This window comes from Hydrogenophaga sp. R2 (genome assembly GCF_049843595.1).
Lineage (GTDB): Bacteria > Pseudomonadota > Gammaproteobacteria > Burkholderiales > Burkholderiaceae_C > Hydrogenophaga.
Map to the genome: position 1 here is coordinate 929,345 of NZ_JBBHZN010000001.1, position 21,934 is coordinate 951,278.

The 21,934-nt window shown below is 69.3% G+C and carries 22 protein-coding genes; 1 reads left to right on the forward strand and 21 read right to left on the reverse strand.

Annotated elements, in window-relative coordinates; genetic code table 11:
• Positions 1–5 precede the first annotated feature (5 nt).
• Positions 6–1,067, forward strand: coding sequence for a tRNA 2-selenouridine(34) synthase MnmH (gene mnmH / locus WD026_RS04450; protein ID WP_425722436.1), 1,062 nt, complete (start codon positions 6–8; stop codon positions 1,065–1,067).
• Positions 1,068–1,072: 5 nt separating this feature from the next.
• Here mnmH and WD026_RS04455 read toward each other — a convergent pair whose 3' ends face one another.
• The 21 genes from WD026_RS04455 to WD026_RS04555 all read right to left on the reverse strand — a co-directional run bounded on the left by WD026_RS04455 (position 1,073) and on the right by WD026_RS04555 (position 21,932).
• Complete coding sequence (locus WD026_RS04455) at positions 1,073–1,252, reverse strand: hypothetical protein (protein WP_425722437.1); 180 nt, start codon at positions 1,250–1,252, stop codon at positions 1,073–1,075.
• Between the two features lie 29 nt (positions 1,253–1,281).
• On the reverse strand, positions 1,282–2,469 hold the full coding sequence (locus tag WD026_RS04460; protein ID WP_425722438.1) for a PLP-dependent transferase: 1,188 nt from the start codon (positions 2,467–2,469) through the stop codon (positions 1,282–1,284).
• A gap of 13 nt (positions 2,470–2,482) precedes the next feature.
• Complete coding sequence (locus WD026_RS04465) at positions 2,483–3,007, reverse strand: phosphoribosyltransferase (RefSeq protein ID WP_425722439.1); 525 nt, start codon at positions 3,005–3,007, stop codon at positions 2,483–2,485.
• A gap of 30 nt (positions 3,008–3,037) precedes the next feature.
• On the reverse strand, positions 3,038–4,426 hold the full coding sequence (locus WD026_RS04470) for an adenylosuccinate synthase (RefSeq protein WP_425722440.1): 1,389 nt from the start codon (positions 4,424–4,426) through the stop codon (positions 3,038–3,040).
• A 14-nt stretch (positions 4,427–4,440) separates the two neighbouring features.
• Entirely contained in the window at positions 4,441–5,601 is a 1,161-nt protein-coding gene (locus WD026_RS04475) for an ATP phosphoribosyltransferase regulatory subunit (RefSeq protein ID WP_425722441.1), read from the reverse strand.
• Positions 5,602–5,686: 85 nt separating this feature from the next.
• Positions 5,687–6,580, reverse strand: coding sequence for a protease modulator HflC (gene hflC, locus WD026_RS04480; RefSeq protein ID WP_425722442.1), 894 nt, complete (start codon positions 6,578–6,580; stop codon positions 5,687–5,689).
• A gap of 30 nt (positions 6,581–6,610) precedes the next feature.
• Positions 6,611–7,996 (reverse strand): FtsH protease activity modulator HflK, encoded by a 1,386-nt coding sequence (gene hflK, locus WD026_RS04485; protein ID WP_425722443.1) that lies wholly within the window; start codon positions 7,994–7,996, stop codon positions 6,611–6,613.
• Between the two features lie 42 nt (positions 7,997–8,038).
• The gene (gene hflX, locus WD026_RS04490) at positions 8,039–9,223 is read right to left on the reverse strand and encodes a GTPase HflX (protein ID WP_425722444.1); all 1,185 of its coding nucleotides are present in this window, start codon (positions 9,221–9,223) and stop codon (positions 8,039–8,041) included.
• Between the two features lie 76 nt (positions 9,224–9,299).
• Positions 9,300–9,569, reverse strand: a complete 270-nt coding sequence (hfq, locus tag WD026_RS04495) for an RNA chaperone Hfq (protein ID WP_425723201.1) — start codon at positions 9,567–9,569, stop codon at positions 9,300–9,302.
• A gap of 55 nt (positions 9,570–9,624) precedes the next feature.
• The gene (gene der / locus WD026_RS04500; protein ID WP_425722445.1) at positions 9,625–10,971 is read right to left on the reverse strand and encodes a ribosome biogenesis GTPase Der; all 1,347 of its coding nucleotides are present in this window, start codon (positions 10,969–10,971) and stop codon (positions 9,625–9,627) included.
• A gap of 17 nt (positions 10,972–10,988) precedes the next feature.
• Positions 10,989–12,119 carry an outer membrane protein assembly factor BamB gene (gene bamB / locus WD026_RS04505; protein WP_425722446.1) on the reverse strand — a complete coding sequence of 377 codons (1,131 nt, stop codon included), beginning with the start codon at positions 12,117–12,119 and terminating at the stop codon, positions 10,989–10,991.
• 5 nt (positions 12,120–12,124) lie between these two features.
• Positions 12,125–12,799 (reverse strand): YfgM family protein, encoded by a 675-nt coding sequence (locus tag WD026_RS04510; protein ID WP_425722447.1) that lies wholly within the window; start codon positions 12,797–12,799, stop codon positions 12,125–12,127.
• Positions 12,800–12,895: 96 nt separating this feature from the next.
• Positions 12,896–14,185, reverse strand: coding sequence for a histidine--tRNA ligase (gene hisS / locus WD026_RS04515; RefSeq protein WP_425722448.1), 1,290 nt, complete (start codon positions 14,183–14,185; stop codon positions 12,896–12,898).
• A 27-nt stretch (positions 14,186–14,212) separates the two neighbouring features.
• Positions 14,213–15,478: a flavodoxin-dependent (E)-4-hydroxy-3-methylbut-2-enyl-diphosphate synthase gene (gene ispG, locus WD026_RS04520; RefSeq protein WP_425722449.1), complete on the reverse strand. Its 1,266-nt coding sequence runs from the start codon at positions 15,476–15,478 to the stop codon at positions 14,213–14,215.
• A gap of 2 nt (positions 15,479–15,480) precedes the next feature.
• Positions 15,481–16,410 carry a helix-turn-helix domain-containing protein gene (locus WD026_RS04525; protein WP_425722450.1) on the reverse strand — a complete coding sequence of 310 codons (930 nt, stop codon included), beginning with the start codon at positions 16,408–16,410 and terminating at the stop codon, positions 15,481–15,483.
• On the reverse strand, positions 16,403–17,236 hold the full coding sequence (gene pilW, locus WD026_RS04530) for a type IV pilus biogenesis/stability protein PilW (RefSeq protein ID WP_425722451.1): 834 nt from the start codon (positions 17,234–17,236) through the stop codon (positions 16,403–16,405). The genes WD026_RS04525 and pilW overlap by 8 nt, the downstream gene beginning before the upstream one ends.
• Positions 17,237–17,251: 15 nt before the next feature.
• Positions 17,252–18,391: a 23S rRNA (adenine(2503)-C(2))-methyltransferase RlmN gene (gene rlmN, locus WD026_RS04535; RefSeq protein WP_425722452.1), complete on the reverse strand. Its 1,140-nt coding sequence runs from the start codon at positions 18,389–18,391 to the stop codon at positions 17,252–17,254.
• A gap of 22 nt (positions 18,392–18,413) precedes the next feature.
• Positions 18,414–18,839, reverse strand: coding sequence for a nucleoside-diphosphate kinase (gene ndk / locus WD026_RS04540; RefSeq protein ID WP_086119589.1), 426 nt, complete (start codon positions 18,837–18,839; stop codon positions 18,414–18,416).
• 111 nt (positions 18,840–18,950) lie between these two features.
• Positions 18,951–20,180, reverse strand: a complete 1,230-nt coding sequence (locus WD026_RS04545; RefSeq protein WP_425723202.1) for a pseudouridine synthase — start codon at positions 20,178–20,180, stop codon at positions 18,951–18,953.
• Positions 20,125–20,817, reverse strand: a complete 693-nt coding sequence (gene scpB / locus WD026_RS04550; protein WP_425722453.1) for an SMC-Scp complex subunit ScpB — start codon at positions 20,815–20,817, stop codon at positions 20,125–20,127. The genes WD026_RS04545 and scpB overlap by 56 nt, the downstream gene beginning before the upstream one ends.
• 104 nt (positions 20,818–20,921) lie before the next feature.
• Positions 20,922–21,932, reverse strand: a complete 1,011-nt coding sequence (locus WD026_RS04555) for an RluA family pseudouridine synthase (protein ID WP_425722454.1) — start codon at positions 21,930–21,932, stop codon at positions 20,922–20,924.
• Positions 21,933–21,934 lie beyond the last annotated feature (2 nt).

The window sequence follows — 21,934 nt, forward strand, 5'->3', positions numbered from 1 at the left end:
CCGGGATGCCCGTTCAGACCCTGCCCGCCACCGAGGCCCTGCCCCGCCTGGCCGACTTCGACACCATCATCGACGCCCGCTCCGAAGACGAGCACGCCCTCGACCATGTGCCCGGCGCGGTCAACTGGCCCACGCTGGACAACGCGCAGCGCATCGAGATCGGCACGCTGTACAAGCAGGTCAACCCCTTCGAGGCCAAGAAGCGCGGTGCGGCACTCTCGGCCCGCAACATCGCGGCGCACATCGAACGCGAGGTGATGGACAAGCCCAAGGGCTGGCGTCCGCTGGTGTACTGCTGGCGGGGCGGCAACCGCAGCGGCGCGCTGGCCACCATCCTGGGGGCCATCGGCTTCCAGGTCACGCTGATCGAGGGCGGCTACAAGGCCTGGCGCGCCGCGCTGGTGGAAGACCTCGACCGGCTCGCCCCAACCCTGAGCTACCGCGTGGTTTGCGGCCCCACCGGCAGCGGCAAGACGCGCCTGCTGCATGCCCTGGCCGCCGAGGGCGCGCAGGTGCTCGATCTGGAAGGCCTGGCCTGCCACCGCAGCTCGGTCCTGGGCCATCTGCCGGGCCAGCCGCAGCCGAGCCAGAAGCGCTTCGACTCGCTGCTGTGGTCCAGCCTCAAGGGGTTCGACCCGGGGCGCCCGGTGTTCGTGGAGAGCGAGAGCAAGAAGGTGGGCAACCTGCGGGTGCCCGACGCCCTGATGGACGCCATGCGGGCCAGCTCCTGCATCGACCTGCAGCTGTCCGATGCCGAGCGCGTGGCCCTGCTGCTGGAAGACTACGACTTCTTCGTCCAGGACCCGGAGCACTTCTGCCAGCGGCTGCAGGCGCTCACCGGGCTGCGCGGGCGCGAGGTGGTGAGCGGCTGGGTGGACCGGGTGCGCGCGGGACACACACCCGAGGTGGTGCTGGAGCTGCTGCTGCAGCACTACGACCCGATGTACGCCGCATCGATCCGGCGCAACTTCGTGCAGTACGGACAGGCCAGGGTTCAGACGCTGGCCGACCGCTCCGGCGCCAGCATGCAGGCGGCGGCCCGTGAGCTGCTGGGCCTGCCGGGCTGAGGGATTCAGTCCCGCGAGGGTTCGGCGGAGGACGGATCGGCGGCGTCCTGATCAGGCTGGCCGTCCTCGCCCTCGTGGCCGGGCTCGTGCTTGCGGGCCGCCTTGGCCTTGAGCTTTTCTTCCTTCTTCTGCTTTTTGGCCAGCTCGCGCTGGCGCTTCTCGTATCCGTAGTTCGGTGTGGCCAATGCGGTCTTTCAGGCTAGGTGGGAAGGAATCAGGTCAGCAGCAGCGGCAGCGCCTGGGCCAGATCGGCCTGCAGGTCTTCCACCGCTTCCAGGCCGACGGCAAAGCGTACCAGACCCCCGCCGTGCGGCCAACCCTGGGTCCGCATCATGGTCATCTGGTAGGGGGCGCACAGGCTCACCGGACCGGCCCAGCTCCAGCCCAGGCGGAACAGGCGCAGGCCGTTGCAGAAGGCGTCGATGCGCTGCTGGGAAATGGACGGATCGAACACCGCGCTGAACAGGCAGGCGGCGCCCCGGGCATCGCGCTGCCAGGCCTCGTGCCCGGGTGAACCGGTCAAGGCGGGGTGCAGCACGCGGCTCACGCCGGGTTGGCCCTGCATCCACTGCGCCAGCTGCCGGGTGGCAGCATCCTGGGCTCGGTAACGCAGCTCGATGCTGGGCAGACCGCGCAGCACCAGCTCGATGTCGTTCGCCCCCACCCCCAGGCCCAGCCGCATGTGGGTCAGCAGCACCTGGCGGTGCAGGGCTTCATCGCGGGTGATGACCGACCCCATGAGCACGTCGGCACCGCCGCTGGGGTATTTGGTGAGGGCCTGCATGGACACGTCCATGCCCAGCTCGAAGGCGTTGAAGGCGATGCCGGCACCCCAGGTGTTGTCCAGCGCGCGCACGATGGGCCGCTCGCGCCCTGCATTGGCCTGCTGCACCACGGCGCTCAGGGCCGGCAGGTCCGGAAACTCCATCGAGACCGAACCCGGCGCCTCGAACCACACCAGCCGGGTGGCCGGCGTGATGCGCGCGGCCAGATCGGCCGGGTCCATGGGATCGTAGAAGCGGTGGGCAATGCCCCAGGCGGCCAGCTCGCCGGCGGCAAATGCCTTGCCGGGACCGTAGGCGTTGTCGGGGATGAGCAGCTCGTCGCCCTGGCGCAGGAAAGCCATGTCCACCAGCGTGAGCGCCGACAGGCCGCTGGGGGCCAGCACGCAGTAGCGGCCTCCCTCCAGGGTGGCCAGCCGTTCTTCCAGCGTGAAGCTGGTGGGCGTGCCGTGCAGGCCATAGGTGTAGCCGGACTTGTCCTTCCAGTCGTTGGTGCGCAGCGCCTGCACATCGGCGAAGAACACCGTGGAGGCCTTGTGCACCCCGGGCTGCACCGCCTCGAAGCCCTCGGGCGGTGTGTAGGGGTGGTGGATCAGGCGGGTGGGCAGCGCGTCGCTCATGCGGCCGGAACCCTCAGACTTTCCACTTGGCCAGCAGCTGCTCCGGCCGGATGGTGTCGTAGCTCTCGAAGGGCTGGTGGATCCAGGGATTGGTGGGCAGGTATTCCACCGAGTAATCGGGCGTGAAGGTGGACACCTGCTTGGTCCAGATCACCGCGCTGCGCAGTTCGGTGATGGGCGGGTAGTTGTTCTTGAGCAGACCGATCACCGCATTGAGCGTGTGGCCCGAATCGGCCAGATCGTCCACCAGCAGCACGCGCCCGGCGATCTCGCCCTTGGGCGTGGTGATGTAGCGGGCAATGTCCAGATTGCCCTGCAGGGTGCCGGCGGCGGCCCGGTAGGAGCTGGTGGACATGATGGCCAGGGGCTTCTCGAAGATGCGCGAGAGGATGTCCCCCGGGCGCATGCCGCCCCGCGCCAGGCACAGGATGGTGTCGAACTGCCAGCCCGACTGGTGCACCTTGATGGCCAGCTTCTCGATCAGGTTGTGGTACTCGTCGTAGGAGACGTAGAGGTGTTTGCCGTCTTCGGTCAGCATGCGGGCTCCTGTGGGGCGGATCGGCGCGGCTCAGCCGTGGTACGGGTGGTGCAGCAGGATGGTGTGGTCGCGGTCCGGGCTGGTGGACACCACATGGATCGGCACGCCGGTGGTGGCCTGGATGCGTTCCAGGTAGCGGCGCGCGTTGGCCGGCAGATCTTCGTAGCGGGTCACGCCCACCGACGACTCGGTCCAGCCCGGCAGGGTTTCGTAGATGGGTTCGCAGCGGGCGATGTCGTCGGCCCCCATGGGCAGGATGTCGATCACCTCGCCGTCGAGCTTGTAGCCGGTGCACAGCTTGAGCTCCGGCAGGCCGTCCAGCACGTCCAGCTTGGTGATGCACAGGCCCGAGAGGCCGTTGACCTGGGCCGAGCGCTTGAGCAGCGCGGCATCGAACCAGCCGCAGCGGCGCGAGCGGCCGGTGGTGACACCCTTCTCGGCACCCACGGTGGACATGTGCCAGCCCGGCGTGCCTTCCTTTTCCCACTCCAGTTCGGTGGGGAACGGACCGCCACCCACACGGGTGCAGTACGCCTTGGTGATGCCCAGCACGTAGTGCAGCAGTTGCGGCCCCACGCCGGCACCGGCCGCGGCGTTGCCGGCCACGCAGTTGCTGGAGGTCACGAAGGGATAGGTGCCGTGGTCGATGTCCAGCAGCGTGCCTTGGGCGCCTTCGAACAGCAGGTTCACGCCGGCCTTGTGGGCCTCGTTCAGCTCGCGCGAGACGTCGGCGATCATGGGCTTGAGCAGCTCGGCCTGCTGCATGGCCTCGGCATACACCGGCTCGAACTGGATGGCGCCGTCCTTCATGTAGGGCGCGATCTTGTCGTCCCAGGGGAAGTCGGCCGAGTGCAGGTAGCTGGTCAGCACATGGTTGTGCAGGTCCAGCAGCTCACGCAGCTTGGTGGCGAATCGTTCGGGGTACTTGAGGTCCTGCACGCGCAGGGCGCGGCGGGCGATCTTGTCTTCGTACGCCGGGCCGATGCCACGGCCGGTGGTGCCGATCTTCTCGGTACCGGCCTTGACCTTGGCGGCCTCGCGGGCGATGTCGATGGCGGCATGGAACGGCAGGATCAGCGGGCAGCCTTCGCTCACCCGCAGGCGGGAACGCACCTCGACGCCGGCTTTCTCCAGACCCGCGATCTCCTCGAACAGCTTGGTCACCGACAGCACCACGCCGTTGCCGATGTAGCACTTGACGCCGGCACGCATGATGCCGCTGGGGATGAGGTGCAGTGCGGTCTTGACGCCATTGATGACCAGGGTGTGGCCGGCGTTGTGACCGCCCTGGAACCGCACCACGCCCTGCGCGGTCTCGGTCAGCCAGTCGACCAGCTTGCCCTTGCCTTCGTCACCCCACTGGGTGCCGACCACCACTACGTTGCGCCCGGGCGTTGCGGCGCTGCCTTTGTTCGTCATGTCCAGATTTCCGTTCAGAGTTGGCGTACGGTCCAGGCGCCGGGGCGGGCCGCATCCGGCACCAGCTCCCGATCGCAATGGAATTCATCGACCTGGTGATCGTGCCCCGGCAAGGCACAGACCACCGTGTGTCCTTCGGCCCTCAGGCGGGCCACGGCTTCGCGCAGGCCGGCGTCCATGCCCCAGGGCGCGCGGATGGCGGCCACCAGCGGGCGCGGCTGGACGGCAGCCACCAGTTCCTTGAGGTCCAGGCTGAAGCCCACGGCCGGCCGCTTGCGACCGAACACGGCACCCACCTCGTCGTAGCGACCGCCACGGACCAGATCGGTGGCCGCGCCGCTGCGGGCAAACAGCGCGAACCGCATGCCGGTGTAGTAGGCATAGCCGCGCAGATCGGCCAGATCCACGCTCACCTCCATGCCGGTGACATGGCGGCACAGCCAGTCCAGGCTGTCCAGGGCCGCATGCAAAGCGGGCGACGGCGTGAGCTGGGCGCGGGCCCGTTGAAGGACCGATGCATCACCGAACAGGCCGGGCAGCAAGGCCAGGTCGCGCCCCACGGATTCGGGCAGGCCTTCAGCCAGCTGCTGCAGGGCCGGAACGTCCTTGGCGGTCAGGGCGGCGTGGATGTCCGCAATGCGCGCCGATGACAGCGACACCGGCGCCAGCACCGCGTCGATCACGCGCACGTCGGCCAGGTCCAGCAGCAGCGGCCCGACGCCGGCTGCCCGCAGGCAGGCATGGGCCAGTTCGATGACCTCCAGATCGGCTTCCAGGCCGGCATGGCCATAGATCTCGGCGCCAAACTGCAGCGGCTCGCGGCTGGCGAGAGGCCGGTCGATGCGGGTGTGCACCACCGGGCCGCAGTAGCTCAGGCGGGCCACGCCCTGGCGGTTGAGCAGGTGGGCATCGATGCGGGCCACCTGCGGCGTGCTGTCGGCCCGCAGGCCCAGGGTGCGGCCCGAGAGCTGGTCGACCAGCTTGAAGGTGTGCAGGTCCAGCGCTTCGCCGGTGCCGGTGAGGAGGGACTCCAGGTGCTCGATCAGCGGCGGCATCACCAGCTCGTAACCGTAGCCACGGGCGGTGTCCAGCAGGCTGCGGCGGAGTTCTTCGATGTGGCGCGCCTCGGAAGGCAGGACATCGGCGATGTGATCCGGTAGGACCCAGGCGGACATGGAAGTATCGGGCGCTGTTAAAAACGCGATTCTACCGGCCCGGACGGGCCAGCCCGCCGGACCAGCGGGCTGGTGGGGAAGAAGATCAGCGGGCCGGCGCGACGTTGCTGCTGCGCATGCCCTTGAAGAAATCGGACGAGGGATCGACCACCATCAGGTCGCCCTTGCCGTTGAAGCTGGCTCGGTAGGCCTCCAGGCTGCGGTAGAACTGGGCAAACGCCGGGTCCTGACCGAACGCCGAGGAGAACGCTGCGGCGGCCTTGGCATCGCCCTCACCCTTGATGCGCTGGGCATCGCGGTAGGCCTCGGACACGATCACTTCGCGCTGGCGGTCGGCGTCGGCGCGGATCTTCTCGCCTTCGGCAAAACCGGTGGACCGCAGTTCGTTGGCCACCCGCTTGCGCTCGGCCTCCATGCGCTGGTAGACCGACGCGGTGATGCTCTCGGCGTAATCGACGCGGGTGATGCGCACGTCCACCACGTCCATGCCCCAGGGCTGGTTGGCGCTGTTCACGGCCGACAGCACCTCGCGCTTGACCGATTCCATCAGCTCGTCGCGGCGGCTGGAGAGCAGCTCGCGCAGCGTGCGTCGGTTGATCTCCTGCTGGAACGAGTTGCGGACCACGCGGTTGAGCTGCTGGGCGCCCGCGCGCTCGTTCACGCCCACGTTGCGGATGTAGGCCTGCGGATCGCTGATGCGCCAGCGCACATACCAGTCGATCACCACGCGCTGCTTCTCGGCCGTCAGCATGGGATCGGTGTCGGCGCTTTCCAGCGTGAGCAGGCGCTTGTCGATGTAGGACACGTTCTGGAACGGCGGCGGCAGCTTGAAGTTCAGCCCCGGTTCGGTGACAACCTGCTTGATCTGACCGAGCTGGAAGACCACGCCGAACTGACGCTGGTCGACCACGAACAGCATGGAACTGGCAATGGCCAGGGCCACGATGAAGGAAGTGACGATGAAACCCAGTTTGTTCATGTTGTAGCTCTTGCCTCGTGGGTTCGGTGATCAGCGCGACTCGCGCTCGCGGGAGCGGGCAGCGTTGTCGGTGCTGCGCGGCGACGGCGCGACCGGCGCACTCACCGGCGGCTGCGGCATGGCGGAGGGGCTGCTGCCGGTGCCTTGCTGCGCGGCCGCCTGCATCAGCTTGTCCAGCGGCAGGTACAGCAGGTTGGAGCCCTGACGGGAGTCCACCAGGATCTTGGTGACGTTGGCGTAGATGTCGCGCATGGCGTCGGTGTACATGCGTTCACGCGTGACCTGCGGGGCCTTCTGGTACTCGGCCAGCACCGAGCGGAAGCGCTGCGAGTCACCCTCGGCCTGCGCCACGATGCGGGCGCGGTAGCCTTCGGCCTCCTCGATCAGGCGCGACGCGGTACCCCGGGCACGCGGCACCACATCGTTGGCGTAGGCCTCGGCCTCGTTCTTGGCGCGCTCGCGCTCCTGGCCGGCCTTGAGCACGTCGTCGAAGGACGCCTGCACCTGCTCGGGCGGACGCACGCCGCCCTGCTGCAGGTTGATGCCCACCACCTCGATGCCCACCTTGTAGCGGTCGAGGATGTTCTGCATGAGGGTGCGCACGCGGGGCGCGATCTGGTCGCGCTCTTCGGCCAGGGCCGCGTCCATGCGCATGTTGCCCACCACCTCGCGCACCGCCGTCTCGGCCGCCTTGACCACGGCCAGATCGGGGTCGCGGCTCTCGAACAGGAAGGCGCGGGCGTCGTTCAGGCGGTACTGCACCGCGAACTTGATCTCGACGATGTTCTCGTCGGCCGTCAGCATGGCCGACTCGCGCAGGCCGGTGGCCGGCACCACGTTGTCGCGGCCCACATCGACCGAGCGGATCTGGGTGACGAACACGGTTTCATGGCGCTGCACCGGGAACGGCAGGCGCCAGTTGAAGCCGGCACCCACGGTGCTGTGGTAACGGCCGAACTGGGTGATGACCGCCTGCTGGCCTTCCTGCACGATGAAGAAGCCGGTGCCCAGCCAGATGAGCAAGGCCACGCCACCGATCAGGCCCACACCGATGCCAGCCGCCTTGGGGTTGGGGTTGAAACCCTGACCCGAGCCACCCTGCCCCCCGTTGCCGCCATTGCCGAAGCCACCGCCCCGGCCCTTGTTGCCGCCCAGCAGCCCGCCGAGCTTGCGGTTGAAGTCGCGCCAGAGCTCGTCCAGGTCCGGCGGGCCCTGGTTGGGCCCCTGGCCGCGGGGCTGGCGCTGGTCGGGGCGATCGCCGCCCTCGTTGCCCGACGCATTGTTCTGGTCGTCGCCACGGCCCCAGCGGGGATCGTTGAGGTTGAACATGCCGAACCGGCGGAGCCAGTCCTGCAGTCGGCGGGGCCGGCGGCGGGGAACGTCGGGGTTGGCCTGGCCTTGCATATTCACATCCATGGGGTGGCTGCTCTTTTCAACGTAAAACGACATTGTGCCCAATCAGCCGGAGAGGTTCCCGGAATCGGGCAACGCGTGAGGACTTGTGGGGTCATGCGGGCCCAGCGCCTGGACCGCGCGCTCGGCCAGCAGGGCCCGCAACGCCGGCAGGCCCTCCCCCGAATGGGTGCTCAGGTGAACGCGGGGCACGGTCTGGCCGTCGACCTCGGTGGTGTCCACCGCCTGCAGCGGCCGGCGCTCCGGGGGCAGCGCATCCACCTTGTTGAAGACCAGCACCTGCGGCACCTGATCCGCCCCGATGTCGTGCAGCACCGACTGCACCGAGGCAATCTGCTCCGGGTGGTCGGGGTTGGAGGCATCGACCACGTGCAGCAGCAGGTCGGCGTCCACCGCCTCCTTGAGCGTGGCCGCAAAGGCATCCACCAGGCCGTGGGGCAGATCGCGGATGAAACCCACCGTGTCGGACAGCGAGACCGAACGGCCCGCATCGCCCAGGTAGAGCTGTCGGGTGGTGGTGTCCAGGGTGGCGAACAGCTGGTCGGCGGCATAGGTGCGGGCCTTGACCAGCGCGTTGAAGAGCGAACTCTTGCCGGCGTTGGTGTAACCCACCAGCGAGATGTTGAAGGCGTCGCGACGCTCGCGCTGGCGGCGCTGGGTGGCCCGCTGCTTCTTGACCTTGTCGAGCCGGTCACGGGTGCGCTTGATGGCCTCGCCGATCATGCGGCGGTCGAGCTCGATCTGGGTCTCGCCCGGGCCACCGCGCATGCCGATGCCGCCGCTCTGGCGCTCCAGGTGCGACCAGCGCCGCACCAGCCGGGTGGACAGGTACTGCAGGCGCGCCAGCTCGACCTGCAGCTTGCCTTCGTGGCTGCGCGCGCGCTGGGCAAAGATCTCCAGGATCAGCAGGGTGCGGTCGTTCACCGGGCGGCCCAGATGGCGCTCCAGGTTGCGCTGCTGCGCCGGACTCAAGGCCTGGTCGAACAGCACCTCGGCGGCACCGGTGGTCTGTGCCACCAGAGCGATCTCGTCGGCCTTGCCGGAGCCCACGAAAAGGGCTGGATCGGGCGCTCGGCGCTTGCAGGTGATGCGCTCGGCCACGGTGTAGCCGGCGGTCTGGGCCAGCAGGCCCAGCTCGATCAGACCGCTGTCGAAATGGGGGGTGTTGAAGTCGACCCCGACCAGCACGACCGAGGGCGCGCTGTCAGGGCGGGTGGGGGAGGAACTCAATGCGGAACTGGGGTAACGCGCCGGGCGCTACCGGCCCGGCACTGGTTGGCGCGGGCCCCGAAGGCTGGCAGGCCGATCAGGACGCCGCAGGCTCGTCGGCATGACCGACCGAGAACTGCACCGGGCGGCCCGGCACGATGGTGGAGATGGCGTGCTTGTAGACCATCTGCGTCACGGTGTTGCGCAGGAGCACGACGTACTGGTCGAAGGATTCGATCTGCCCCTGCAGCTTGATGCCGTTGACCAGGTAGATGGACACCGGCACATGTTCCCGACGCAGCTGGTTCAGGAAGGGATCTTGCAAGAGCTGGCCTTTGTTGTTGCTCACGATATGCTCCGTGTTCAGGTTGTTGGATGGCGGAACATACCATACCACCCTGCCCCGGGCGGACAGGGGTTAATCAGTCGTCCTTGTAGGGATTGGCCGAGGTCTTGAACTCGATGCGCAGCGGCGTTCCCACCAGGTCGAAGGCCTTGCGGAAGCGGCCCTCCAGGAATCGCTTGTAGACATCGGGCACGTGCTCCAGGGAGTTGCCGTGGATCACGATCACCGGGGGGTTCATGCCGCCCTGGTGGGCATACCGCATCTTGGGACGGAACATGCCGCTGCGCTGCGGCGCCTGGAAGGCCACGGCCTCCTGCAGCAGCCGGGTGAGCTGCGGGGTGGGCATCTTGCGCATGGCCGAAGCGTGCGCCTGGGCGATCGACTTCCAGACCGGCCCCAGCCCCTGGCGCCTGGCCGCGGAGATCAGGTGCAGGGACGCAAACTTGAGGAAGGACAGCCGGTTCTCCACCTGGCGTTCGATCTGCTCCCGCTGGTAGGCATCGACCGCATCCCATTTGTTGATGGCCAGCACCACGGCGCGGCCGCTCTCGAGGATGTAGCCGGCGATGTGGGCGTCCTGGTCGGTCACGCCCTGGGTGGCGTCCAGCAGCAGCAGCACCACATGGGCGTTCTCGATGGCCTGCAGCGTCTTGACGACCGAGAACTTCTCGATGGCCTCGAACACCTTGCCCTTCTTGCGGATGCCGGCCGTGTCCACCAGCTCGTATTTCTGGCCCTGGCGCTCGAACGGCACGGTGATGGCATCGCGCGTGGTGCCCGGCATGTCGAAGGCGACCAGCCGCTCCTCGCCGAGCCAGGCATTGATCAGGGTGGACTTGCCCACATTGGGGCGCCCTGCCACCGCCAGACGGATGACCTGGGTGTCGACCTCGGGTTCTTCCTCGTCTTCGGGCGGCAGGCCGGGAATGGCCTCCAGCGCCTGCTCCAGCATGGAACGCACGCCCTGGCCGTGGGCGCCGGACACCGGCAGCACCTCGCCCAGGCCCAGCTCGAAGAACTCCACCAGCTGCAGACCCTGGGTCATGCCTTCGGCCTTGTTGGCCACCAGCACGCAGGGCTTGCCCAGCCGGCGCAGGTACTGGGCGATCTCGTGGTCCTGGGCGCTCAGGCCGGCGCGGGCGTCCACCACGAAGATGACCACGTCCGACTCGGCCACGGCCTGCCGGGTCTGCTTGGCCATTTCACGGTAGATGCTGCCCTCGCCGGCATCCGGCTCGAAACCGCCGGTGTCGATGACGATGTACTCGCGCCGCCCCACACGGCCATTGCCGTAGTGGCGGTCACGGGTGAGGCCGGCGTAGTCGGCCACGATGGCATCGCGCGATGCCGTCAACCGGTTGAACAGGGTGGACTTGCCGACGTTGGGACGGCCCACCAGGGCGATGACAGGTTTGACGGACATGCAGGGAACGGAATGGCTTACTGGGGACGCCAGGCGTACAGCCCGCCGTTGCGGGTCTGGACCACCAGCGCATCGCCGGCCAGAACAGGCGCCACCACGATGGGCGAGCCATCGGTGGTCAGGCGGGTCATCTCGCTGCCGTCTTCGCGCGACACCAGGTGCACCAGGCCCGAGTTGTCGCCGAAGGCCACCACACGGCCCAGGGCCAGCGGGGCCGACAGCTTGCGCCAGCGCAGGCGGTCCACGGTCCAGGCGGGCTGGCCGGTGGCGCGGTTGAAGGCCTGCAGGCGGCCTTCGGCATCGCTGCCGTAGATCTGGCGGTCATCGCCATGGACACCGGTCACGCCGGAGGTCTGGCGGGTCCAGACCACGCTGCCGCGGTCGGCGTCCACACAACCCACGGCCGCGCTGTAGGCGCGCACGCAGATGCTGCTGCCGATGCGGCTGGCCGGGCCCAGGATGTCGACCAGGCGCTCCACCTCGTTGGTGCCCCGGCCGGTGGCCACCGGCACTTCCCAGCGGACCGCGCCGTTGTCGGGATTGAGACCGGCCAGGCGACCCGACAGGCCGGCCACCAGCGTGTCGCCCACGGCCGTGAGCGTGCCCGGCTGGCTCAGCACCAGCGGGTCGCCGCTGCGGGTCTGGGACCACAGGCGCGCACCGTTGGCCGCATCGAAGCCGCTCACCGAGCGGTCGGCACCCAGCACGAACACCCGCTGGCCGGCCACCAGGGGTGCCGTGAAGGAGCGGGTCAGCAGGCGCACGCGCCAGATCTCGCGCCCGTCGCGCAGGGCGATCAGCTGGTTGTCGCGGTTGATCACGGCAGCGGTGGTGCCGTCGCTGCCCACACCGGCCGACAGCGGCTGGTCGAGGGACACCCGCCAGACCACGTTGCCCGTGCCGGCGTCCACCGCCAGCACCGTGCCGCCGGATGACGCCGCGAACACGCGGCCAGCCGCCACCAGCGGCTGCAGCGTCTCGCTGCCCTGCCCCACCTGGACATTCCAGGCCAGACGGGTGCTCATGAGGGCCGCCACCGGGGCCAGCGGGGCCGGCTCCGGTGCCTTGGGGCTGGATGAACAGGCCGCCAGCACGGCGGCTGCCAGCAGGCCGGCACACAGCCGGAGGGGGCGTTGCAGACGGGTCATCGGCATCATGAAGAGCGGCCTTCCTGGCTGGCGGTCGGGGATTTGTCGACACCCAGCGAGGCCAGCTTGACCTCGACCAGACGGCGGTATTCGGTGTCGGCGCTGAACCCGGCCCAGGCCTTCTCGAACTGGGCCTTGGCGCCGGCGGCGTCACCCTTGGCCAGCAGGGCGTCGCCACGGCGATCGGCCGCCATGGCGTCGAACGCGGCGGGGAACGGTGCTTCCAGCGTGCGCAGGGCCGCATCGAACTGACCCGCGTCGATGTCGATGCCGGCCAGTCGCAGACGGGCGACGGAGCGGTAGGCCTCGTCCTTGCTGTTGCTCACCAGCCAGTCCAGGGCGGCACGGGCCTGGTCGACCTGCCCGGCCTCGAACCGGGCCTTGGCGGCCAGCAGCGTGGCCTGGCCCGCGAAAGCGGTGCTCTTGAAGCGCGACTGCATGTCGGCCAGCGCGGCGTCCAGGCGGGCGGCATCCTTGGCCTGGGCGGCGCGCTCGATCTCGGCGTGCAGGGCCGAGGCCTTGGCCGACTGGCTGCGCTGCCACCAGTTCCAGCCGTTCCAGGCGGCAAAGCCGCCGAGCACCACGATGAGCACCCAGGTGATGGCGTTGCCGTACTTGGACCAGAAGTGTTTGATCTGGTCGAGCTGTTCCTGCTCTTCGAGGTCGAGGTGTTTGGCCATGGAAGCGGGGTTGGGGAAAAACGGGAAATCGTCGGGTGGCGCGCCAGGGCGGCCGGACGCGGCATTGTAGGTGGGCCGGCCGGCGGCCCGTGGGCGTCAGCGTCGAAGTTCGGCGGCCAGCGCATCCACATCGGACAAGGCCATCAGCTGCTGACCGCCTTCGGTGCGCTCGCCCCGCAGCGGCTTGACCGCCACCTGACCCTGGGCGAGCTCCTGCTCGCCAAAAATCAGTGCCATGCGGGCACCGCTGCCATCGGCCTTCTTGAACTGCGACTTCATGCTGCCCATGCCCTCGGCGCCGGCCGCGTGCATCTGCACCCGGCACCCGCGCTGGCGCAGGGCGCGCAGCACCGGCATCACCTGGTCCATGGCGGCGGCATCCGGCACCACGGCGTACACATCGGGCACCGGGGCTTCGGGCAGTCGCCCCTGCTCCTTGAGCAGCTCCAGGATGCGCTCCATGCCCAGCGCCCAGCCCACGGCCGGGGCTGCCTTGCCGCCGATCTGCTCGAACAGGCCGTCGTAGCGGCCACCGGCGCACACCGTGCCCTGCGAGCCGAGCTGGGTGGTGACGAACTCGAACACCGACAGGTTGTAGTAGTCCATGCCGCGCACCAGACGCGGGTTGACGGTGTAGGTCACGCCATGGGCATCCAGCAGCGATTTCAGCCGCTCGAAATGCGCCAGGGATTCGGCACCCAGGTGGTCCATCAGCCGGGGAGCGGCATTGACCAGGGCCTGCATGGCCGGGTTCTTGGTGTCCAGGATGCGCAGCGGGTTGCTGTGCAGGCGGCGTTTCGCGTCCTCGTCCAGCTGCTCGGCGTGGGCTTCGAGGTAGGCGATCAAGGCCTGGCGGTGCGCCAGCCGCTCGGCCGGCTGGCCCAGGCTGTTGATCTCCAGAGCGATGCCCTCCAGACCCAGGGCGGCCCACAGGTCGCTGGCCATGATGATCAGCTCGGCATCCACATCGGGGCCGGCAAAGCCCAGCGCCTCGGCGCCGAACTGGTGGAACTGGCGGTAGCGGCCCCGCTGCGGGCGCTCGTGGCGGAACATGGGGCCCATGTAGTACAGGCGCTTGGGGCCGTCGTACAGCAGGTTGTGTTCCAGCGCGGCACGCACCACGCCAGCGGTGTTTTCCGGCCGCAGGGTCAGGTGCTCGCCATTGAGCTTGTCCTCGAAGGAGTACATCTCCTTCTCGACGATGTCGGTCACCTCGCCCAGACCGCGCACGAACAGCGCGGTGGGTTCGACGATGGGGGTGCGCAGGTTCCGGTAGCCGTAGCGGGCCATCAGGCTGCGCAGCTGGTCTTCGAGCCACTCCCAGTGCGCAGACTGGGGAGGGGCGATGTCGTTCATGCCTTTGACGGCGGTCAGTTTCTCGGCCATGGGGAAAGGTCGGTGTCCGGTCGGGCCTCAGGCAGCCGCGCCGAAGCGTTTCTGGATGTAGTTGTCGACGATGGTCTGGAATTCGCGGGCGATGCCCTCGCCGCGCAGGGTCAGGGCTTTCTGGCCGTCGATGAAGACGGGGGCGGCCGGCGCTTCGCCGGTTCCGGGCAGGCTGATGCCGATGTCGGCATGCTTGCTCTCGCCGGGGCCGTTCACGATGCAGCCCATCACGGCCACCTTGAGGTTCTCCACGCCCGGATAGCGCTCACGCCAGACCGGCATGGAGGCCCGCAGGTAGTCGTCGATCTGCTTGGCCAGCTCCTGAAAGGTGGTGCTGGTGGTGCGGCCACAGCCCGGGCAGGCCGTGACGGCCGGCACGAAGGTGCGCAGACCGAGGGCCTGCAGGATCTCCAGACCCACCACCACCTCCTGGGTGCGCGACTCGCCCGGCTGCGGGGTGAGCGAGATGCGGATGGTGTCGCCGATGCCCTGCTGCAGCAGCACCGACAGCGCCGCCGTGGAAGCCACAGCCCCCTTGGTGCCCATGCCGGCCTCGGTCAGGCCCAGGTGCAGCGCGTAGTCGCAGCGCTGCGCCAGCGCCTGGTACACCGAGATCAGGTCCTGCACCGCACTCACCTTGCACGACAGCACGATCTGGTCGCCCCGCAGGCCGATCTCTTCGGCCCGGCGGGCCGAGGTGATGGCCGAGGTGATGAGCGCCTCGTACATCACCTGGCGGGCGTCCCAGGGCTGCGCACGGCCGGCGTTCTCGTCCATGAGCCGGGCCAGCAGGTCCTGGTCGAGGCTGCCCCAGTTCACGCCGATGCGGATGGGTTTGTCATGCCGGGCGGCGATCTCGACCATCTGGGCAAACTGCCGGTCGCCCTTGTCGCCCCGGCCCACGTTGCCCGGGTTGATGCGGTATTTGGACAACGCCTCGGCGCAGGCCGGGTGGTCGGTCAGCAGGCGGTGGCCGTTGTAGTGGAAGTCGCCGATCAGGGGCACCGGAACGCCCATGCGGTCGAGCTGTTCGCGGATGTGCGGCACCGCCCTGGCGGCCTCGTCGTTGTTGACGGTGATGCGCACCAGCTCCGAGCCGGCCTGGGCCAGTTCCTTGACCTGGATGGCCGTGCCGATGGCGTCGGCCGTGTCGGTGTTGGTCATGGACTGCACGCGCACCGGCGCGTCGCCACCCACGGTCACCACATGGTCGCCCCAGCGGACCACGCCCTGGCGGGTGCGGCGCACCGGGGGCTGGAACAGCGCGATGGGCTCGCAGGCTTGGTCGGACATGTTCACTTCACCTCGAAACGGGCCACGCCATTGGGCGACGGCGGCGGCAGATCGAACGCCTGACCCCGCAGCGTGACGCGGGCCACCTCGGCGCGGCCGATCACCACGTTGTACGGCGGCGCGCGGTTGACTTCCATCGACTCGCCAGCGGTCAGCAGGCGGCGCACCACGGTCTCGCCGGCCGGGGTGGTGACTTCGATCCAGGTCTCGCCGCGTGCCGCCACCGACAGCACGCCGGCCGCAGGCGACGCCGGCTGAGGCGGCGGGCTTTCGGCGACGGGCGCAGCGGGCACGGCCGCCGGGGTGGTGGCAGGGGTGGTGGCCGGAGTGGTGACCACCGACGGCGGCGTGGGCGCTGCAGGCTCGGCGGGAGCCGGCGTGCCGGGCGTGGGTGCGGCCGGGGTCGGCTCAGCGGGTGCGGCGGCCGGATCGGCCACGGCGGGCTGCACCGCCGCCGCGGGCGCGCTGGCCGCTCCGTTGCCGGCGGGCTCGCCCCACACCGCTGCCGGCTCGTCGGCCTTGGGCAGGAAGACGATCACCAGGGCCCCCAACAGCAGCGCGATGGCCGCCAGCACGGCCGGCCGGGACAGCCAGCCCGCCGGGTTGAACGGCACCGGGTCGGCGCTGCCCTGGAACGGCGCGTTCAGGGCGGTACCCGACAGGCCCAGCACCGGCCTGGCTGCCGCCGGCAGCTGCGCCAGCACCGGTGCCGGATCGATCCGCAGGTGGCGGCAGGCGCTGGACGCCAGCGCCCGGGCAAAAGTCATGTCCGGCAGCTGGTCGTAGCGGCCGGCTTCCAGGTCCTCCAGCTTGCGCACCGGCACCTTAAGCGCGGCGGCCAGCGCGGCCACGTGCAGGCCGGCCGCTTCGCGGGCCTGTTTCAGCAGCAACGGGCTGGCGGCAACGTCACCCGGCTGTTGCGTATCACTCATCGAATGCACCCCTCTGGTAGGCCGCCCATTGCGTGGACTCCGGATACCGGCGCGACAGCTGCTGGGCCAGCTGGCGGGCTGCGTCCAGGTTGGACAGCTTGCGCTCCACCTTGATGCCCAGCCACAGGGTCTCGGCGTTGGCCAGCTCGGAGTTGTTCACGCGGCGGATGATGAACTGGGACCGCTGCAGCTCGCCCCGGCGGTACAGCAGGGACGCCAGGTTGTAGGCCGCGATCGGGTTGCCCGGGTCGAGTTCGTACGAGCGCGCCAGGCTGACCTCGGCCTCCTGCGGCTGACCGGCACGCAGCTGGCACACCCCCTGGGCGAGCAGCGTCTGGGCACGGCCGCCGTAGGTGGGGCTGGCCATGGCCCGGCTGAACATCTCGGTGGCGGCGGGGTAACGGCGCTGGTCGCACAGGAACACGCCGTAGTTGTGCGCCACGTTCGGATCGCGCGGATTGAGCTGCAGCGCCCGCTGGAAACTGGCTTCGGCCAGGCCGAGCTCGTTCATGCGGGAGTAGACCAGGCCCCGCAGGGCATGGGCGTCGGCATAGGTCGGGTCGGCCAGCAGGGACTGCTTGATCTCGTCCAGCGCCACCGTGTCCTGCCCCTGGCCGAAGTAGCTGGCCGCCAGTTCGAGCCGGATGCGGGCGCGGCGGCGGGCAGCGGGTTCGTCGGACGCGGTGACCGGCTCGACCGAGCTGGTGCTGGCCGCCGGGATGCCCGAAGGATTCTGGGCGCAGCCCGCCAGCAGGGCCAGGCCGATGCTGCCCAGCAGCAGGACGGGTCGGAGGGGAAGGGAAAAGCCGCGTGTGCTGTGGGTCATGCCTGTCTTTTCAAATCAACTGCCGGGTCGGACGATGCGGATCGGGGCGGTGGTTTCGGTGCGCATGCGGGCCAGACGCCGTGCCGCATCGGTCCGATCCAGCACGTCACCGGCGAGCTGACCACAGGCCGCATCGATGTCGTCGCCCCGGGTCTTGCGGACCGTGGTCACCAGACCACCGTCGCTCAGGATGCGGGCGAACTGCTGCACCACGGCGCGCGGGGAACAGCGCAGGCCCGAATCCGGGAACGGATTGAACGGTATCAGATTGATCTTGCAGGGCACACCCCGTTCACCATGCCCCCGCAGCAGTTCCAGCAGTTCGCGGGCATGTTCGGGCGTGTCGTTGACGCCATCGAGCATGCAGTACTCGAAGGTGATGAAGTCGCGCGGCGCGGCCGGCAGGTAGCGCAGGCAGGCATCCAGCAGCTCGGCCAGCGGGTATTTGCGGTTCAGGGGCACCAGCGAGTCGCGCAGCGCGTCGTTGGGCGCGTGCAGCGACACCGCCAGCGCCACCGGCACGTCGGTGGCCAGCCGGTCGATCATGGGCACCACACCCGACGTGGACACCGTGACCCGGCGGCGCGACAGGCCATAGGCATGGTCGTCCAGCATGACCTTGAGCGCCGGCACCAGCGCGTGGTAGTTCTGCAGCGGCTCGCCCATGCCCATCATGACCACGTTGGTGATCACGCGTTCGGCCGATTTCAGGTGCTGGCGCAGGAAGAACTCGGCCTGCCACAGCTGGGCCAGGATCTCGCCGGTGGTGAGGTTGCGCGAGAAGCCCTGGTGGCCGGTGGAACAGAAGCGGCAGCCCACGGCGCAGCCGGCCTGGGACGACACGCACAGCGTGCCGCGATCGTCTTCGGGGATGAACACCGTCTCCACCGCATTGCCGTCGCCCACATCGAACAGCCACTTGATGGTGCCGTCGGCGGAGTCCTGGCGGGAGAGCACGGGGAGGGTCTTGACCGCGGCTGCCGAGGGCAGCTTTTCGCGAAGGCTCTTCGCGAGGTCGGTCATACGGGAGGGATCGGATTCACCCTTCTGGTGAATCCAGCGGAACAACTGGACGGCGCGGAAACGCTTTTCGCCCAGCTGCTCGCAAAAGGCGGTCAACCCGTCGAGATCGAAGTCGAGCAGATTGACCGTCATGACACCATGGTCTGCGCGCGGATCAGCGCGAGTAGACGTTCATGCCGGGGAAGAAGAAGGCCACTTCCTGGGCAGCGGTTTCGGGAGCGTCGGAGCCGTGCACGGCGTTGGCGTCGATGCTGTCGGCGAAGTCGGCGCGGATGGTGCCGGGAGCGGCCTTCTTGGGATCGGTGGCGCCCATCAGGTCACGGTTCTTGGCGATGGCGCCCTCGCCTTCCAGGGCCTGGATCATCACCGGGCCGGAGACCATGAAGTCCACCAGGTCCTTGAAGAACGGGCGGGCCTTGTGCACGGCATAGAACTGCTCGGCTTCGCCGCGCGAGAGGTGGACCATCTTGGCGGCCACGATCTTCAGGCCGGCGGCCTCGAAGCGGGCGTAAATCTGGCCGATCACGTTCTTGGCGACGGCGTCGGGCTTGATGATCGAGAGGGTGCGTTCGATGGCCATGGGGAATCCTGATACCTGAAGTTTTGAAGGAAATTCAACGATTTGCACCGGTTGGCGCAGAGCCCGCGATTCTACATCGCGTCACACCGCCCTCAACAGGGCCAGGGCGTCTCAGCGACCCGGCCCACGGCGCTTGCCGCCGCCCTGGCCGCCACGGCCGGGCTGGGCGCCCTTGCCGCGGCCGGCGTCCTGCTGGCGCTTGCGGGCCACGGCGTCGTGGCCGATGTAGCCCAGCGAGGTCTTCATGGGGTCGGGCTGGGCAGCACCCTGGCGGCCCGCACCGGGCGCCGATCCCCGGGGCTTGCGCCCGGCCGGTGCCGGCTCGGGCGACGCCAGGGTCGGTCGCGACGGGCCGCGGCCGGTGCGCTGGCCGCCACGCGACGGGCTGCCGCGCGAGGCGCCGGGGCGCGGGCCACGGGCCGGCTCTGCAGCCGGCACCATGCCGGCGGCGGCGGTCAGGCGCGCAATGTCGCGTTCGTCCAGTTCGATCCAGGCGCCGCGCTTGAGGCCGCGCGGCAGCATCATGGCGCCGTAGCGGATGCGGATGAGCCGGCTGACCGCGTGGCCCACGGCTTCGAACATGCGGCGCACCTCGCGGTTGCGGCCTTCGGCGATGGTGACGCGGTACCAGCAGTTGGCGCCTTCGCCACCGCCGTCCTCGATGGAGGCGAACTGCGCCGGACCGTCGTCCAGGTTGACGCCGTCGAGCAGGCGCTGCTTTTCTTCGTTGGACAGGGCACCCAGCACCCGCACCGCGTACTCGCGCTGCAGGCCGAAGCGGGGATGCATCAACCGGTTGGCCAGCTCGCCGGAGCTGGTGAGCAGCAGCAGGCCCTCGGTGTTGAGGTCCAGGCGGCCGACCGACTGCCACTTGCCGGTCTGCAGGCGCGGCAGGCGGCGGAACACGGTGGGCCGGTTCTGGGGATCGTCGTGCGACACCACCTCGCCGGCCGGCTTGTGGTAGGCCAGCACGCGCGGCGGCGGCGGCGTCATGCGCACCCGGACCGGCTTGCCGTTGACCTTGATGACGTCGCCCCACTGGATGCGCTGGCCCACATGGGCGGGCTCGCCGTTGACCGAGATGCGGCCTTCCAGGATCAGCTGCTCCATCTCCAGCCGCGAACCCATGCCGGCCTGGGCCAGCACCTTGTGCAGCTTGGGCGATTCGGCCTGGGGCGCCAGCACCCGCTTGGTGGGTGCGGCGGGCTCGGCCTCCTGCTCGGCATCGAAGGCGCCGCTGATGACGTCGTCGAACTTCAGTGCCGACTCGTCGGCCGGCGCGGCCTCAGCCGTCGTTGGGCGGGGTGTGTCCGGCGTCGTCATGGGTTTCCTTGGTGGGATCTTCGGCGCCGGTGTCGGCGGATTCGGTCAGCAGGTCGGCCACAGGCGCGTCGTCCAGGGCTTCGTCGGGCAAGCGCTGGGACAGCGCATCGAAATCGAGGCGGTCGAGTGCGGATTCCTGCACTTCGCTGGCCTCCAGCGGAGGCAGCTGGTCCAGCGACGCCAGACCCAGGTCGTCGAGGAACTGGCGCGTGGTGGCAAACAGGGCCGGCCGACCCACCGTCTCGCGGTGGCCGATCACCTCGATCCAGCCCCGGTCTTCCAGCTGCTTGAGGATCATGGAATTGATCGTGACCCCCCGGATGTCTTCCATGTCGCCGCGGGTCACCGGCTGCCGGTAGGCAATGATGGCCAGCGTTTCCATGGCGGCGCGGGAGTACTTGGGCGGCTTCTCGGGATGCAGCCGGTCCAGGAAGGGCCGCAGCTCGGGCCGGCTCTGGAAGCGCCAGCCGCTGGCCACCTGCACCAGCTCCACACCACGGCCGGTCCACTGCAGCTGCAGGTCGGCCAGCATGGACTTGAGGGTGTCGGGGGCGATCTCGCCATCGAACAGCGTGCCCAGCTCACGCACGGTCAGTGGCTGCGTGGCACAGATCAAGGCCGTCTCAAGGACACGCAGGGCATCCGTGGTGTTCATGGTGTCGCTCGGTCAAGGTCCGGCTGCGGGCCGGAGGGAGGGGGGCTGCCGGAGGGCCGGAGCGGGTCAGCGGACGGGATGCGCTGCGGTGGCGAGGGGGCCGGTCAGTCGGCCAGGTCAGCCAGCAGGGGTTGTCCGGGAATGGGCGGATTGTAGCGGAGGCCGCTGTCCGACAAGGCCTGCGCCAGGTCCGCCGGGGGTGGCGACCAGAAGCTCAGCCAGCCGCCATGCACCGGGTGCGCCAGCCCCAGCGAGGCCGCGTGCAGCGCCTGCCGCTGCAGGCCGAACGCGGGTCGGCCGCCGTACACCGCATCGCCCACCAGGGTGTGACCCAGCGACGCCATGTGCACCCGGATCTGGTGCGTGCGCCCGGTGTGCAGCCGGCAGGCCACCAGGCAGGCATCGTCCCGGGAGTCGAGGCGGACCACCGTGGTGCGGGCCGGCTTGCCGCCGGCCACCACCGCCATGCGCAGCCGGTGCTGCGGGTCGCGCCCGATGGGCCGGTCCACGTCCAGCGGGCTGGCACCGCGCCAGGCGCCATGGGCCAGGGCCAGGTACTGGCGGCTCACCTCGCGCGCCGCGATGGCCCGCACCAGGGCGTCCACCGCCACGCGGGTCTTGCCCACCAGCATCAGGCCCGAGGTGTCCTTGTCCAGGCGGTGCACGATGCCGGCCCGCGGCAGGTCGGCCGCGCCCCGGTGGTAGGCCAGCAGCCCGTTGAGCAGGGTGCCGCTCCAGTGGCCGGCGGCCGGGTGCACCACCAGGCCGGCCGGCTTGTGGATGACCAGCAGGTGTTCGTCCTCGTGCACCACGTCCAGCGCCATGGGCTCGGGCAGGAAGGCGCTGGCCTGGGCCGTGGGACGCAGCTCGATGTCGATCGAATCACCCGCCTGCACCCGGGCCGACACCTTGGCCACGGGCTGTCCGCGCCAGCGCACCGCGCCCTCCAGCAGCAGCTGCTGCAGGTGGCTGCGGGAAAACTCCGGCACCAGCGCCGCCAGCGCCCGGTCGATGCGCTGTCCGTGCCACTCCACCGGCACCGCCAGCGTGCGCTGCTCGGCCCCGTCGATACCCGGATCGTCCGGACACCCCGTCGATATACTTTGCGTTTCCAACT

Excerpts from the sequence above, each read along its gene's own strand:
- mnmH (WP_425722436.1), top strand. The coding sequence starts at position 6 with ATGCCCGTTCAGACCCTGCCCGCCACCGAGGCCCTGCCCCGCCTGGCC.
- WD026_RS04460 (WP_425722438.1), bottom strand. The coding sequence starts at position 2,469 with ATGAGCGACGCGCTGCCCACCCGCCTGATCCACCACCCCTACACACCG.
- WD026_RS04465 (WP_425722439.1), bottom strand. The coding sequence starts at position 3,007 with ATGCTGACCGAAGACGGCAAACACCTCTACGTCTCCTACGACGAGTAC.
- WD026_RS04470 (WP_425722440.1), bottom strand. The coding sequence starts at position 4,426 with ATGACGAACAAAGGCAGCGCCGCAACGCCCGGGCGCAACGTAGTGGTG.
- WD026_RS04475 (WP_425722441.1), bottom strand. The coding sequence starts at position 5,601 with ATGTCCGCCTGGGTCCTACCGGATCACATCGCCGATGTCCTGCCTTCC.
- hflC (WP_425722442.1), bottom strand. The coding sequence starts at position 6,580 with ATGAACAAACTGGGTTTCATCGTCACTTCCTTCATCGTGGCCCTGGCC.
- hflK (WP_425722443.1), bottom strand. The coding sequence starts at position 7,996 with ATGGATGTGAATATGCAAGGCCAGGCCAACCCCGACGTTCCCCGCCGC.
- der (WP_425722445.1), bottom strand. The coding sequence starts at position 10,971 with ATGTCCGTCAAACCTGTCATCGCCCTGGTGGGCCGTCCCAACGTCGGC.
- bamB (WP_425722446.1), bottom strand. The coding sequence starts at position 12,119 with ATGACCCGTCTGCAACGCCCCCTCCGGCTGTGTGCCGGCCTGCTGGCA.
- WD026_RS04510 (WP_425722447.1), bottom strand. The coding sequence starts at position 12,799 with ATGGCCAAACACCTCGACCTCGAAGAGCAGGAACAGCTCGACCAGATC.
- hisS (WP_425722448.1), bottom strand. The coding sequence starts at position 14,185 with ATGGCCGAGAAACTGACCGCCGTCAAAGGCATGAACGACATCGCCCCT.
- ispG (WP_425722449.1), bottom strand. The coding sequence starts at position 15,478 with ATGTCCGACCAAGCCTGCGAGCCCATCGCGCTGTTCCAGCCCCCGGTG.
- WD026_RS04525 (WP_425722450.1), bottom strand. The coding sequence starts at position 16,410 with ATGAGTGATACGCAACAGCCGGGTGACGTTGCCGCCAGCCCGTTGCTG.
- pilW (WP_425722451.1), bottom strand. The coding sequence starts at position 17,236 with ATGACCCACAGCACACGCGGCTTTTCCCTTCCCCTCCGACCCGTCCTG.
- rlmN (WP_425722452.1), bottom strand. The coding sequence starts at position 18,391 with ATGACGGTCAATCTGCTCGACTTCGATCTCGACGGGTTGACCGCCTTT.
- ndk (WP_086119589.1), bottom strand. The coding sequence starts at position 18,839 with ATGGCCATCGAACGCACCCTCTCGATCATCAAGCCCGACGCCGTCGCC.
- scpB (WP_425722453.1), bottom strand. The coding sequence starts at position 20,817 with ATGAACACCACGGATGCCCTGCGTGTCCTTGAGACGGCCTTGATCTGT.